The 13,228-nt window shown below is 62.9% G+C and carries 13 protein-coding genes; 3 read left to right on the top strand and 10 right to left on the bottom strand.

Translation table 11 applies throughout. The features are described 5' to 3' along the window. Window positions 1-11: 11 nt before the first annotated feature. The 6 genes from P0R31_RS15580 to P0R31_RS15555 form a co-directional block, all read right to left on the bottom strand. Window positions 12-359: a DUF3088 domain-containing protein gene (locus P0R31_RS15580; protein ID WP_275508822.1), complete on the bottom strand. Its 348-nt coding sequence runs from the start codon at window positions 357-359 to the stop codon at window positions 12-14. Between the two features lie 27 nt (window positions 360-386). Next, on the bottom strand, window positions 387-707 hold the full coding sequence (locus P0R31_RS15575; RefSeq protein ID WP_225172335.1) for a 4Fe-4S dicluster domain-containing protein: 321 nt from the start codon (window positions 705-707) through the stop codon (window positions 387-389). Continuing rightward, window positions 704-2,332: an FAD-dependent oxidoreductase gene (locus tag P0R31_RS15570; RefSeq protein WP_275508821.1), complete on the bottom strand. Its 1,629-nt coding sequence runs from the start codon at window positions 2,330-2,332 to the stop codon at window positions 704-706. Before P0R31_RS15570 ends, P0R31_RS15575 begins: the two co-directional genes overlap by 4 nt. Before the next feature lie 61 nt (window positions 2,333-2,393). After that, on the bottom strand, window positions 2,394-2,645 hold the full coding sequence (locus P0R31_RS15565) for a hypothetical protein (RefSeq protein WP_225172337.1): 252 nt from the start codon (window positions 2,643-2,645) through the stop codon (window positions 2,394-2,396). Between the two features lie 25 nt (window positions 2,646-2,670). Further along, window positions 2,671-3,468, bottom strand: coding sequence for a MetQ/NlpA family ABC transporter substrate-binding protein (locus tag P0R31_RS15560; RefSeq protein WP_275508820.1), 798 nt, complete (start codon window positions 3,466-3,468; stop codon window positions 2,671-2,673). 35 nt (window positions 3,469-3,503) lie between these two features. Further along, complete coding sequence (locus P0R31_RS15555; protein WP_275514770.1) at window positions 3,504-4,823, bottom strand: O-acetylhomoserine aminocarboxypropyltransferase/cysteine synthase family protein; 1,320 nt, start codon at window positions 4,821-4,823, stop codon at window positions 3,504-3,506. A gap of 254 nt (window positions 4,824-5,077) precedes the next feature. On the opposite strand from P0R31_RS15555, the gene P0R31_RS15550 reads away from it, so the two are divergent. Continuing rightward, window positions 5,078-6,493: an LLM class flavin-dependent oxidoreductase gene (locus P0R31_RS15550; RefSeq protein WP_275514769.1), complete on the top strand. Its 1,416-nt coding sequence runs from the start codon at window positions 5,078-5,080 to the stop codon at window positions 6,491-6,493. 32 nt (window positions 6,494-6,525) lie between these two features. On the opposite strand, the gene P0R31_RS15545 is transcribed toward P0R31_RS15550, so the two are convergent. The 3 genes from P0R31_RS15545 to P0R31_RS15535 are packed head-to-tail and all read right to left on the bottom strand — an operon-like array spanning window position 6,526 to window position 9,078. After that, window positions 6,526-7,299: a MetQ/NlpA family ABC transporter substrate-binding protein gene (locus tag P0R31_RS15545; RefSeq protein ID WP_275508817.1), complete on the bottom strand. Its 774-nt coding sequence runs from the start codon at window positions 7,297-7,299 to the stop codon at window positions 6,526-6,528. 29 nt (window positions 7,300-7,328) lie between these two features. Further along, on the bottom strand, window positions 7,329-7,994 hold the full coding sequence (locus tag P0R31_RS15540) for a methionine ABC transporter permease (protein WP_275514768.1): 666 nt from the start codon (window positions 7,992-7,994) through the stop codon (window positions 7,329-7,331). After that, complete coding sequence (locus P0R31_RS15535; protein WP_275514838.1) at window positions 7,984-9,078, bottom strand: methionine ABC transporter ATP-binding protein; 1,095 nt, start codon at window positions 9,076-9,078, stop codon at window positions 7,984-7,986. Before P0R31_RS15535 ends, P0R31_RS15540 begins: the two co-directional genes overlap by 11 nt. A gap of 490 nt (window positions 9,079-9,568) precedes the next feature. Between P0R31_RS15535 and P0R31_RS15530 the strand changes: the two genes are divergently transcribed. Both P0R31_RS15530 and P0R31_RS15525 read left to right on the top strand, forming a co-directional pair. Further along, window positions 9,569-10,531: an aliphatic sulfonate ABC transporter substrate-binding protein gene (locus P0R31_RS15530; RefSeq protein WP_430516667.1), complete on the top strand. Its 963-nt coding sequence runs from the start codon at window positions 9,569-9,571 to the stop codon at window positions 10,529-10,531. Between the two features lie 57 nt (window positions 10,532-10,588). Further along, entirely contained in the window at window positions 10,589-11,929 is a 1,341-nt protein-coding gene (locus P0R31_RS15525; RefSeq protein ID WP_275508814.1) for an LLM class flavin-dependent oxidoreductase, read from the top strand. A 13-nt stretch (window positions 11,930-11,942) separates the two neighbouring features. On the opposite strand, the gene P0R31_RS15520 is transcribed toward P0R31_RS15525, so the two are convergent. Continuing rightward, entirely contained in the window at window positions 11,943-13,034 is a 1,092-nt protein-coding gene (locus P0R31_RS15520) for an LLM class flavin-dependent oxidoreductase (protein WP_275508813.1), read from the bottom strand. Window positions 13,035-13,228: the final 194 nt, after the last annotated feature.

Here is a 13,228-nt window from a genome sequence, read left to right as displayed (position 1 = left end):
CCCGATCGGTCCTAATGGCGAAGATATGGGAATGCGTAGCGATCAGCCAGATAGCGGAGTATTCGCTCCGAGGAATCGATGAAGCGCCGGCCGTTGGCAACGCCTGCGTCCTCGGGCACCGGCCGGCTTTCATCGAAGACCAGAACCGGAAGCGATTGGTGCTGCTCGCCCAGGATTTCGACGAGGGGCGTTCGCGGACGCGCGAACGGCAGGCGGTGCACCTCGATCTGCGTTGCCAATCCGGGAAACGACGCCAGCAATCCCTCGATAGCATTACAGTGCGGGCAGACGAAGAAGCGGCCCGGCCGTTCGGGATCTTCAAATCCCGGCTTCAACAGAAAGAGGCGATCTCCGCTCATGGCAGGCCTCCAGAGGCGACATGAATCTCAATGGCCGAACAGCCGATAGCTCCGATCGGCCGCTCGCAGGTGCCGGCTCTCCTCGACCCAGCCCACCGCTCGCCGATAACTGCCCAGCAGGGTCGCCTCCTTCAACGCGGCCACGTCGACCGCCTGCGGCGCGTCGGCGAACGGCGAGACGAACAGCGCATCCTCGGGACAATAGAGCTCGCACAGGAAGCAGGTCTGGCAGTCGCTCTGGCGCGCGATCCTGGGAATGCCGTCCGTCTTGTCGAAGACATTGGTCGGGCACACGTTCACACAGATGTCGCAGGCCGTGCACCGTTCGGCATCGATGACCTCGATCATTCCGCGGCCTCCGCATATTGCTTAGACCCCAATGGGCGCGCCGATGTCCAGACGTCGTCGAGCCCGCCGGTCGTCACGAAATGGAGGTAACGGTCGTCCTGTTCGGGGTAGTCGTCGCGGCGGTGCATGCCCCGGCTTTCCTGACGCGCCAGCGCGCTGCGATACATCCAACGCGCGGTCGCGAGCATGGCGGCCGCTTCGCGTGCACGTAGCAGCTCCTGCTCGTCCGGCGCACCGGCAGCCGAGGCATCAGACCACAATGCATCCAGCCGACGGAGCGCCCCACCCAGTCGCCCGGCCTCGCGGAAGTAATTCAGCTCGTAGGGGAACACCTCGTCCTGAACGCTCCGCGCGAGCGCGCCGCCCTGCAATGGCCGCGCATTGCCGGAGCGCAGACCAACAGTGCCGCGCCGGAAGGACTGGCGCCTGCTTGTCGTACCCAGCTGGCGCGCGAACTCTGCGGCACCCTGACCGGCCCAATAGCCTGACGACATCGCCCAAGCGGCGTTGTGGCTGCCGCCACCGGTGAAGCCGCCGCAGATCAGTTCGCGCGTCGCGGCATCGCCTGCGGCGTACAGACCCGGAACCGTGGTCGCACAATTGTCGTCGATGATCCGCAAGCCCCCCGTGCCGCGAACGGTCCCCTCGAGGCGCAACGTGATCGCAAATCGTTGCGTGAAGGGATCGATACCGGTGCGGTCGAACGGGAGAAAGAAGTTCGGCTGCGACATGCGCATGTGCCGCCGGGTCTCGGCATCTGCCTGGTCAAGCTGGGCGTACACGGGACCCTGACGGAGCGCGCGCGCAATCACGGAGCGTCCGCCTTTCGACGACGCGCCGGGAATGACGCTGCCTTGCTCGTCGGTGAAACTCGCCCAGCCATAGAACAAGGTCTTGGTCACCGATCCGAAGGCCGGCGAGATCGCGTAGGCGTTGGAGAACTCCATGCTGGTGAATTCCGCGCCCGCTTCCGCAGCGAGGAGATAGCCATCGCCGGTCAGCACGTTCGAACCGAGCGTCTTGCTGAGAAAGGCGCACCCGCCGGTGGCGATCACCACGGCCTTGGCGTTCACCGCCCAGCGATCCCCCTTCTGGCGGCGCAAGCCCGTAGCTCCCGCCACCACGCCGTTGCCGTCGACCAGCAGCTCGAGCGCGGGTGAATGATCGAGGATGGTCACCCCGGCCTGCTTGGTCCGCTTGCGCATCAGCCGCATGTATTCCGGGCCCTGGAGCGAATTGCGCTGCGGCTTGCCCTCGTCATCGACGGGATAAGGATAGCCCCACTCGGCGAGCTGGTTGCTCTGGACGTAGGTCCGGTCCAGCACGCGCACCATCCAGCGGCGGTCCTGGAGGTGGCCACCGAGCTTCTCACGGCTGGCCATCGCGGCCTCGCGGCGCTCCGGAGAGGGGTCGACATACCAGACACCGGTGCCGGCTGCCGCAGTCGCGCCTGACGTGCCGCAGAACCCCTTGTCCGCCAGCACGACACGCGCACCATGCTCGGCGGCGCTGATCGCGGCCCATGTGCCCGCGGGACCGCCACCGAGCACCAGCACATCGGCGTCGAAGACGACGGATCCTGCCGAACTCGACAGCTTCTCGGCACGGTCAGGTGGCTTCGTCATCACTCGTCTCCAACCTCATTTCTGCTCAACCCTTCGGCCGCCACGCGCAATCGCTGCAAAGCTACGCCACGCGGGCAACCAGGACGTCCGCCGTGGCATCCGCGAACTCGGACGACATGTCGTTGAAGAGAGCAAGTTCCTGAACGGTTGCGGCACGCGGGCGATGGTTCGAAAACCCGGAGCCTTGTCGATTCAGGAAGAAGCGCCCCAGAGCCTGCACAAACGCCGGCGATCTCACGATCTCCGAAGCGTGGCTCTCACTACCGGCCACGAAGGCAAAGCTCATCTGATTCACGTCGACGACATAGATCATGCCAAAGCTGTTCCTCGAAGGTACGCTAGCTGCTGAACCCCGCCGGAATGAACGCCGGGATCTTCTCCTCGATGAATTGCTTCACCTCCGGCGAGTTGAACACCTGGATGAAGGCCTTCAGGCGCGGATCGTCCTTCTTGTCGGGCCGGGCCGTGAAGCGAAGCACGAGGCCATCGTCAGCGGTGCGATCGATGATCAGGGCGGACTTCGGATCGCCGCCGGCCGGAATGAGGTAAGTGATGTTGACGAGCGCCAGCGTTACGTCGTCCAGCGACCGATAGGTCTGGGCGGGGTCGAGCTCGACGATCTTGAGGTTCTTTGGATTCTCGATGATGTCGAACTTGCTGACCGAAAAGCCCTTGCCGGGCGCAAGCTTGATCAGCCCAGCCCGTTCCAGCAGGATCAAACCGCGGGCACCGTTGAGCGGCTCGTTTGGAATAGCGACGCTGTCGCCCGACTTGATCTCGTCGAGCTTCTTGATCTTCTTCGAGAACAGGCCGACAGGCGCAATCACGCCGACCTTATCGACCTGCACCAGATTGAAGCCGCGCTGCTTGTTCTGAAGAGCAAGATAAGTCGCATGCTGGAACAGATTGGCATCGACCTCGCCGCTGTTCACGACCTCGTTCAACGCCACCCAGTCCGACAGCTCGACGATCTTGACGTCCTGCCCCTTCTCCTTGGCGAGCTTGGCGGCAAAGGACGCCAATTGGGCAACCGGGCCGGCGCTGGTCGCAATCTTCAGCGGTTCGCTGGCAAGGGCGGCTGCCATGAATGCGAGCCAGAGACCTGCTGCCTGAGCGGTACGACGAAGTACTTTCATGTCCTCAATTCCCATTGCAAATCAGTTGATGCGTCTCACGCGGCCTTGCGTGTGCCGGCGTCGGCCTGCGCCAGCGCCTGCCCGAGATCGGCCAGGATGTCGTCGGGATGCTCGATGCCGACCGACAGGCGGACATAGCCGGGGGTCACGCCGGCGGCGAGCTGCTCGGCCGGAGTGAGCTGCTGATGCGTCGTCGATGCCGGATGAATGGCGAGCGAACGAGCGTCGCCGATATTGGCGACATGATAGAACAGCTTCAGCGCGTCAATGAACCGCCGCCCGGCTTCGACGCCCCCCTTCAACTCGAAGCCGACCAGCCCGCCGAAGCCGCCCTTCAGATAGGTCTCCGCCCGGCGCCGGTTCTCTCCGGTCTGCAGGCCGGGGAAAATCACGTTCGACACCGATGGATGCTTGGCGAGGAAATTCGCGACCTTTACCGCATTTTCGTTGTGCTGACGGATACGCAGCGGCAGGGTCTCGATGCCCTGGATGAACTGGAAGGCGTTCTGCGGCGCGATCGATGCGCCGAGGTCGCGCAACAGCTTGACGCGAGCGCGCAGGATGTAGGCGATCGGGCCGAGCGGCTTCGCAGCCTCGGTCCAGATCGCGCCATGATAGGCTTCATCGGGCTTGTTGAGCAGCGGGAAGCGCTCCGCATGCGCGGCCCAGTCGAAATTGCCGCCGTCGACGATGGCGCCGCCGATCGCGGTGCCATGGCCGCCGATATACTTCGTGGTCGAATAGACCACCACCGCAGCGCCATGCTCGAACGGCCGCGCGATTAACGGCGATGCCGTGTTGTCGAGGATCAGCGGCACGCCGAGCGAGCGGCCGATATCGGCGACCTCCTTGATCGGGAATACGTTCAGCTTGGGATTCGGAAGCGTCTCGCCGAAATAGGCTCGCGTCTTCGCATCGGTCGCGCGGCGGAAGTTCTCGGGATCGGAGGGATCGACGAAGCGCACCTCGATGCCGAATTGCTTGAGGGTCTGCGACAGCAGCGTCCAAGTGCCGCCGTAAAGGTCCGTCGAGGACACGATATTGTCGCCAGTCTGCGCGATGTTGAAGATCGCGAAGGCGGACGCCGTCTGTCCGGAGGCAACCGCGAGGGCCGCCGCCCCGCCCTCGAGCGCAGCAAGCCGATCCTCGAAGGCCTGCTGGGTTGGATTGCCAATACGCGTGTAGATCGGACCGAGCTGCTCCAGCGCGAACAGCCGCGAGGCATGATCGGTGTTCTCGAACTGGAACGACGTCGTCTGATAGATCGGAACCGCGACTGCACCCGTGGCAGGGTCGGTGCGGTACGATCCACCATGCAATGCGAGCGTCTCGAAGTTCCGGGTCTCCAACGCCATCTGCAATTCCCTTTTCATTTCGAGAGCGCGCAAACTTGCGCGGCAAGCGGTGCTTGTCGGCGAAAATGATGCGGTCGGATTTTGCGGCTGTCGAGCGCTCCAGGAAAATAGCGATACGCGTGCTGCATCATCGTGGCATCGCAACGCTTTTGTTTCCGCGCGTTCGCCGAATTGGAAACAAACTCGCTGGCGCAAGATGCTAAAAATGATCGCGCAGAGCGGATCGGCTCTGCGATGCACGATCGGGCTAGACCATGACGAGACCGCGCGAACTGCGCTTCAACGCTTTCAACATGACCGCACCGAGCCACAATTGGGCGGGCTTGTGGTCGCATCCGCGTGATGCGTCAATCGATTACAACACGCTCGATTATTGGATCGACTACGCCAGAACCGCGGAACGCGGACTGCTCGACGGCATTTTCCTTGCCGACGTGTTCGGCGTGTACGACGTCTTTGGCGGAAATGCCGAGGCTGCCGCGCGGCATGCGGTCCAGCTCCCCAACGCAGACCCGACGCTCCTGGTATCCGCTATGGCGCTCGTCACCAAGCATCTCGGCTTCGGCATCACGTCGAACCTGACCTTCGAGCATCCCTATCAGCTCGCCCGCACGTTCTCGACGCTCGACCATCTCACCAAGGGCAGGATCGGCTGGAACATCGTCACAGGCTATCTCGATAGCGGCGCGCGCGGCATGGGCCTTCCGGCCGGCCGCGCGCATGACGACCGCTATGATGCGGCCGAGGATTTTCTCACCGCCGCCTATAAGCTATGGGAGGGAAGCTGGGAGGACGACGCGGTTTGCCGCGACCGCGCCAGTCGCATCTTCACCGATCCCGCAAAACTGCATCGGGTGCGGCATGACGGCCCCTATTTCAAGGTTGACGGGATCCATCTCGCCGAGCCGTCGCCGCAGCGGACGCCGCTGCTGTACCAGGCCGGCACCTCCAAACGTGGCCGCGCCTTTGCGGCCCAACACTCCGAAGCGATCTTTCTCAATGGCCAGACCAAGCCGATCCTCGCCCGCGCTGTCCGGGAGATCCGAGAGGCCGCCAAGGCCTTTGGCCGCGATCCCTATGACATCCGCCTGTTCGCCGGCGCGACCGTGATCGTGGCGCCGACCCGAGCCGAGGCCAATGACCTTCTGGAAGACTACGCGCGGCATGTCGACCAGACCGGCCAGCTCGCGCTGTTGTCGGGCTGGACCGGCATCGACTTCTCGACCTACAGGCCCGACCAGCCGATCGAATATGTCGAGAGCAACGCCATCCAGTCGATGGTCGAGAATTTCACGGTGCGAAGCGAACGGCCGGTCAATGTCGGCGACCTCGCCAAATTGAGCCGGGCCGGCGCACGGTCGCCCTTCGTGGTCGGCTCGCCACAGGACGTCGCCGACGAGCTGATAGCCTGGGCGGACGAGACCGACGTCGACGGCTTCAACCTGTTCCGCCTGGTCGCGCCGGAATCGCTGAACGCCTTCGTCGACCTCGTGGTGCCGGAGCTGCAATCGCGCGGCGTCTATAAGACCGCCTACCGCGAGGGCACGCTGCGCGAAAAGCTGTTCCCGGGAGGCGGTTCACGGCTCCGCGATACACATCCTGGATCGGCCTACCGGATCAAGGAACCTGTATCGAGGACCATCGCACGGCCGGCGGAACCGGCAAGATAGTTATCCCAATCTTGTAATCCCGTGCGACGACCTTACCACGTAGCGATGTAAGTGCCCTTGAAACGCTTGTCCAGAAACTCCTTCACAGGAGCTGAACGGTATGCGTCGATGAGCTGCTTGACCCACGGCTTTTCCTTGTCCTCCTCGCGGAACGCCAGAATATTGACCCACGGGCCTTCCGCGCTCTCTCGCGCAATCGCATCGACCGCTGGATTAAGGCCCGCCTGCACCGCGTAGTTGTTGTTGATCGACACGAGATCGACATCTTGCAGAGCGCGCGGAAGCTGGGCGGCGTCGAGTTCGACAAAGCGAAGCTTTTTCGGGTTGTCGGTGATGTCGGTAAGGGTCGAGGCAACGTTGTTCGGATCCTTCAGCTTGATCACGCCGTGCAACGCTAGGATCATCAGGCCGCGGGCGCCGTTGGACGGATCGTTTGCGATCGCGACGCGGGCGCCTTCTGGCAGATCAGCGAGTTTCTTGTACTTCTGCGAGTAGACACCCTGCGGCGAGGCGATTGTGGTGGCGACCTTGACCAGCTTCCAACCGGTCTTGGAGATTTGGTTCTTCAGATACGGCTCGTGCTGGAATGAATTGGCTTCGAGGTCCTTGAGCGCCAACGCCTGGTTCGGGATCACATAATCGGTGAACTCGACCACCTTGATATCGAGCCCGCGATCGGCGCCAACCTTCTTCACGACGTCCATGATCTCGGCATGAGGACCGGCGGTCACGCCGACGCGGATCGTCTCGGCCGTCGCCGTCGTTGCAAGCAGGGTTGTCGCCGCAAGTATTGCGATAATGCGCATGGTTGTCTCCAGTTTCTTGAAAGCTTGGATCAGCGGTGCCTCAGCCGACGGTTTACCCGGCGCGCCAGATATTCGCCTGCGCTTTGTACGAGCTGCACCAAGGCGATCAGCACGACGACGACGGCCAACATCATCTCCGGCATGAAGCGCTGATAGCCATAACGGATGCCGAGATCGCCGAGCCCGCCACCGCCGACCGCGCCGACCATGGCTGAATAGCCGAGCAGGCTGACGACCGCCAGGGTCAGCGCCAGCAACAGGCCGGGCAGCGCTTCGGGGATCAGCACCTTGAAGACGATCTGGATCGGCAAAGCGCCGAATGAGGACGCCGTCTCGATCAGGCCGCCGTCGACCTCGCGGATCGCAGCCTCGACCAGGCGCGCGATGAACGGCGTCGCCGCGATCACCAGCGGTACGATAGCAGCGGTCGAACCGATCGAAGTGCCGGCGATCAATCGCGTGAACGGGATGATGGCAACGACCAGGATGATGAAGGGCGTCGAACGCGTCGCATTGACGATGATGCCAAGCACGCGATTGATGAGGGGAGCCGAAAACAGTTCGCCGTTGCGGCTGGTGGCGAGGAACACGCCGAGCGGCAGGCCGAAGGCGGTGCCGAGCAGCGCCGCGATGCCGACCATGTACAAGCTCTCTCCAGTGGCCTGGATGATCAGATTGATGAGTTCAGGCGACATAGCCGAGACGCTCCGCCGAGACTTGATGTTGAGAGAGCCACGCCATTGAGCGCGTAGCCACGATCTCGCCCCCGGGAATTCCGAGCACAAGCGTACCCACATGCTGGCCGCCAATCTCGTCGATACGCGCCGAGAGCAGCGATACGTCGAGGCCGACCTCGCGGGCCAGCCGCGCGATCAACGTGTCGCCAACCCCTGCCCCGCGTACCTGGAGGCGGATCACGGTTTGACCGCCGGGCTCTTGCACGAGCCGGCTGGCCAGCGAAACTGGCAAGCTGTCGCCAGTCACTTCGGCGATAAACGACTGCGTAATTGGATGTTTGGGATGCGTGAAGATGTCCGCGACATGGCCGCTTTCGACGACGTGGCCGGCATCGAGCACCACGACTTCCTTGGCGAGCTGACGCACCACGGACATTTCATGGGTGATCAACACGATGGTCACCCCGAGCTCGCGGTTGATATTCGCGAGCAAATCGAGAATGGCGCGCGTGGTCTGCGGGTCCAGCGCCGAAGTCGCCTCGTCCGACAATAGAACGCTCGGCCGCGTCGCCAGCGCCCGAGCAATGCCGACGCGTTGCTTCTGGCCGCCGGAAAGTTCTGATGGATAGCGGTCGTGCTTGTCAGCAATGCCAACCAACGAGAGCAGTTCGCTCACGCGTGTCCTGATATCGGCCTTCGACCAGCCGGCGATCTCCAGCGGTAGCGCGATGTTGTCGGCCGCAGTGCGCGACGACAGCAAATTAAAATGTTGGAAGATCATCCCGATCGACCGTTGTGCCAGCCGCAAATCGCGCCCTGTGAGCGCCGAAATGTCGCTATTGTCGACGACGACACGGCCCGTGGTCGGCTTCTCCAGCCCGTTGATGAGACGAACCAGGCTCGACTTGCCGGCACCGGAGCGCCCAATCACTCCGGTGATCGAGCCGCGCGCGATCTCGAAGTCTATGCCCTGCAAGGCGAGGACTTCGGGTTTGTCGCGATAGGCCGGATAAATCTTAGAGATGCGCTCGAAGCGCACCATAGCATCCGATTGCGGCCCATACGACCGCACTTCCTCAGGGCCGATCGGCTGAGCGATCATGAGCGATTGATGCGCGTTCATCTGCGACTCCCATTCCATACCGTCGGCGCCCGGCGTTGACCTTGGCCGCCCGCGACAACCGGTCAGCGCATCCAGACCGAGCATCGCCGTCTTTCGCGGTTCCGATGCTTAGAACGCAGCATCGTTCCCGCAGCGCACAAGATCGCGCGAGATGGCCGGTCTGGCAATTTCAGAGATTCACGCAGGCTTGGATAATTCTTTCCCATTCAGGCGCTCAGAAAAAATGAGATCTCGTTCGCCCCAGCACAGCAGGGATCGGTCGATCCGCTGCGGTCAAGCATTGGTTTCAATCCGTGCGTGGTGTCGTGGATCGCGATGTTCAGACTTGATCACATCAAGAACTTCATTCTCTGCCTTTGTTCTACAGGAGAATGTTCGCCTCCTTCTGCGTCGCATTCCGAAATTGCCAGGCGACCTCGTTCATCGGCACATTGCGTACGTCTGCAGCCTTGTTGATCAGGATACCGAAATGCAACTCCGAATGTCCTTGCGAGCGCTCGCCGCAGCTTCACTGAGCCTCTGCACCATCGTGTGCGCTCAACCCGCCCAGTCCGAAGAGATCCGCATCGGCTATCAGAAATCCTCGACGCTGACGGCGATCCTGAAGACGAACGGCGAGTTGGAGAAGGCGCTCGCGCCGCTCGGCGTCACCATCTCCTGGCACGAGTTCACCAGCGGCCTGCCGCTGCTGGAAGCCATCAACATCGGCAGCATCGATTTCGGCGCTGATGTCGCCGACACCGTGCCGATCTTCGCGCAGGCCGCCGGCGCCAAGCTCGCTTATGTCGCCGAGGAAGCCGCCTCGCCGGCAGCGCAGGCGATCGTCGTGCCGCAGTCTACAACCATCAAGACCGTTGCCGATCTCAAGGGCAAGAAGATCGCGGTGACCAAGGGCGCCGGCAGCCACTATCTACTGCTTGCGGCGCTGGCGAAATCCGGGCTCAGCTTCAAGGACATCACGCCCGCCTATCTGACGCCGGCGGACGGCCGTGCGGCGTTTGTCAGCAACAATGTCGATGCCTGGGTCGCCTGGGATCCGTTCCTGACCAGCGCCCTGCATCAGACCAAGGGCCGGATCCTGTCCGACGGCAGCAACGGCCTTGCGAGCTACAAGCGCTATTACCTCGCGTCGGCCGCCTATGCGGATAAGCATGCCGAGGTGCTGAATGTGATCTTCACCAAGCTTGCCGCAACCGGCAAATGGGTGAAGGCGCAGCCAAAGGACGCCGCTACATTGCTCGCCGGGCTTTGGGGTATCGACGCGGCAATCGTCGAAGAAGCGAACAGCCACCGCTCCTATCAGGTGGGCGCAGTCACCGGACCAGGCCTGTCGGAGCAGCAGCGCATTGCCGATGCATTCCACGCCGAGGGTTTGATCCCGGTGAAGCTCGACACCACGACCATCAAGATCTGGTCGCCGAAAGGGTCTTGATCGGGAGCCCATCTTCGTGCGCCTCCCGATCGGACAAAGCTGACCTCTGGAATTCGAATGCTGCCACGTCAACTACACCTGAACGTCAACCTGCTTCACTCCGGCGTCTATCCGTCAGCCTGGCGCCTGCCCGACAGTGATCCGCGCGCATTCTTCGACCTCGGTCATTACGTCCGCGTGGCGCAGATTGCCGAGCGCGGCAAGCTCGACGCGATTTTTCTGGCGGATTCGCCGGCCGTGAATGATCGCATCGACTATCGGTCGTTCACGTCGCTGGAGCCGACCATAATTTTGGCAACGGTCGCGGCCGCCACAACGCATGTCGGCCTGATCGGGACGGTATCGACGAGCTATAACGAGCCCTACAACATTGCGCGCCGCTTCGTGTCGCTCGATCACGCGAGCGGCGGCCGCTCGGGATGGAACGCGGTCACCACCGCAGATGCCGCGTCGAGCCGCAATTTCGGCCTCTCGGGCGCGCTGGAACACAAGGCCCGCTACGAGCGGGCCAAGGAATTCACGGAGGTCGTTCACGCCCTGTTCGACAGCTGGGAGGACGACGCCTTCGTCGGCGACAAGGCGAGCGCGCGATTTGTCGATACGTCGAAGGTGCACCCGATCGCGCATCGCGGCCCGCATTATACGGTGGCCGGGCCGCTGAACGTCCCGCGCTCGCCGCAGGGACGGCCGGTAACGGTGCAGGCCGGCGGCTCCAACGATGGGCGCGACTTCGCCGCCGCCTATGCGGAAGCCGTGTTCACGCTGGCGCAGTCGATCGAGGAAGGCGTCGCCTACGCGCGCGATCTGCGCACGCGTGCTGCGGCTTACGGCCGCTCCGGTGATTCCATTGTCATTCTGCCGGGACTTGCGACCGTCATCGGCAGCACGGAAGCCGAAGCAAAGCGTCGGCAAGATGAGCTTTGGGAACTGGTGCCGATCGAATACAGCCTGGCACGGCTTGCCGGCACGCTGCAGATCGATCCTGCTCTGCTCGAACTCGACAAGCCGCTTCCCAATCCATTGCCGCTTCCGGCGAACGCCAATCACACCATGTTCCAGGGTACCGTGAACATCGCCCGCCGCGGCAACCTCACCGTCCGCCAATTGATCCGCGCGCTCGGCGGGGGCGTTGGTCATCGCATCATCGTGGGCACGCCGGAGCAGATTGCCGACGATATCGAAACCTGGTTCAAGGCAGGCGCTGCCGACGGCTTCAACCTGATGCCGGATGTTCTGCCCACGGGGCTGGAGACCTTCGTCGATACCGTGGTGCCGATCCTGCAGAGGCGCGGACTGTTCCGGACCGAGTATACGGGCACGACGTTGCGCGACCATTTCGGACTGCCACGGCCGGCGAGCCGCTATACGAAGCACCCGCCTGCAGTCGCCTCGGCCTGATCGTCGCGACCGCTTATCCTAAGGGATGGGCCAGCTTCGCAGCAGGCCTGGCCGATTGTCCGGCCCGGACACGAGGGATGATCTCCTCCGCAAAACGCCGCATCTCTGCCTCGAACGGCTGGAATTGCAGCATGAAGAGTTCGATACCGGCGGCATGGAATGCCTCGATGCGCGCCGCAACCTCATCGTAACTGCCGACCAGCCCCGCGGCCGTGCCGCCGTTGCTGCCGACCCGCGGCGTCTTCTGCATCGTCTGCATCATCACGACTTTCGGGTCGGTATTCTGCTTCTGGATCGCCTTCATCGGCGCGTCCTTGGCCGCAAGGCTGAGCAGCCGCTCATAGGCGACCTGCGCCTGATCACGAGTCTCGCGTGCCACGACAAAGGCGGACAGACCGAAGCGCAATGGCGGCGCTGAACCGCGCGGCCGCGCCACGACATCGGCGATCAGGCCGGCGACATCATCGAGCGGCTGGCCATTGATGAACCAGACATCGCCATGGCCGGCGACCAGATCGCGCGCGGGCTCGGATTCCCCGCCGACATAGATGGCGGGGCGCTTGCGGTACAGGCTGGTCGGCCGCAGCGCATAGTCCGTGACGTTGAAGTGATCGCCGCTGAAATTGAGGCGCTCGCCCTCCATCAGGCGAGACACGACGGAGATCCACTCCTTGCCGTAAGCATAGCGGGCATCGTGCTCGGGAAAGCCGATCCCGGCCTTCTCCAGCTCGGGCCGGTTCCAGGCATTGACCAGATTGATCGCAAAACGGCCACGGCTGATGTTCTCGATCCCGAGCGCGAGCTTCGCCAGCACGACCGGGTGATAGAGATACGGCTTGATCGCAGCGATGATCTCGATGCGCTGCGTCAGCGCGGCGATCGCGGCGGCCGCGCTCCAGGCTTCGAGCTGATCGAGATCCTCCTGATGCGGATTGATCGTGTGCTGCGCGATCAGCGTCGAATCGTACCCGAGTTGCTCGGCCGCCAGGATGAGATCACGATTGCGTTCCCAGGAGGCATCATAGGGCTCCTCCGGGTCCTGATGCGCGGCACGCGGCCCATGCACCAGCGCCCAGATGCCGAAGCGAAGAGGTGCAGCCGTCATCATTCTCTCCCGTAACTCTCTCGACGTTCGCCGTTCTCGCCAATCGTTGGCGCAAGTTCAAGCAGACGCGCATCAAAAGATTATCTTTGTCGCGCATCCTCGCTGCGACGACAGCAGATCACTCCGCAGCAAGCGACAATTGAAATACCGCTCTATTTCTGTCGACCCGATTTCGTGGGACATTTTGTGGAGAC

Source organism: Bradyrhizobium yuanmingense, assembly GCF_029167105.1.
Lineage (GTDB): Bacteria > Pseudomonadota > Alphaproteobacteria > Rhizobiales > Xanthobacteraceae > Bradyrhizobium > Bradyrhizobium yuanmingense_A.
This window is presented reverse-complemented; position numbering and strand designations above follow the sequence as displayed.

Bases quoted from the DNA above. Each gene is read 5' to 3' on its own strand.
- P0R31_RS15550 (WP_275514769.1), top strand. From the start codon at position 5,078: ATGACGAGACCGCGCGAACTGCGCTTCAACGCTTTCAACATGACCGCA.
- P0R31_RS15525 (WP_275508814.1), top strand. From the start codon at position 10,589: ATGCTGCCACGTCAACTACACCTGAACGTCAACCTGCTTCACTCCGGC.
- P0R31_RS15545 (WP_275508817.1), bottom strand. From the start codon at position 7,299: ATGCGCATTATCGCAATACTTGCGGCGACAACCCTGCTTGCAACGACG.
- P0R31_RS15575 (WP_225172335.1), bottom strand. From the start codon at position 707: ATGATCGAGGTCATCGATGCCGAACGGTGCACGGCCTGCGACATCTGT.
- P0R31_RS15540 (WP_275514768.1), bottom strand. From the start codon at position 7,994: ATGTCGCCTGAACTCATCAATCTGATCATCCAGGCCACTGGAGAGAGC.
- P0R31_RS15530 (WP_430516667.1), top strand. From the start codon at position 9,569: ATGCAACTCCGAATGTCCTTGCGAGCGCTCGCCGCAGCTTCACTGAGC.
- P0R31_RS15570 (WP_275508821.1), bottom strand. From the start codon at position 2,332: ATGACGAAGCCACCTGACCGTGCCGAGAAGCTGTCGAGTTCGGCAGGA.
- P0R31_RS15565 (WP_225172337.1), bottom strand. From the start codon at position 2,645: ATGATCTATGTCGTCGACGTGAATCAGATGAGCTTTGCCTTCGTGGCC.
- P0R31_RS15535 (WP_275514838.1), bottom strand. From the start codon at position 9,078: ATGATCGCTCAGCCGATCGGCCCTGAGGAAGTGCGGTCGTATGGGCCG.
- P0R31_RS15560 (WP_275508820.1), bottom strand. From the start codon at position 3,468: ATGAAAGTACTTCGTCGTACCGCTCAGGCAGCAGGTCTCTGGCTCGCA.
- P0R31_RS15580 (WP_275508822.1), bottom strand. From the start codon at position 359: ATGAGCGGAGATCGCCTCTTTCTGTTGAAGCCGGGATTTGAAGATCCC.
- P0R31_RS15520 (WP_275508813.1), bottom strand. From the start codon at position 13,034: ATGACGGCTGCACCTCTTCGCTTCGGCATCTGGGCGCTGGTGCATGGG.
- P0R31_RS15555 (WP_275514770.1), bottom strand. From the start codon at position 4,823: ATGGCGTTGGAGACCCGGAACTTCGAGACGCTCGCATTGCATGGTGGA.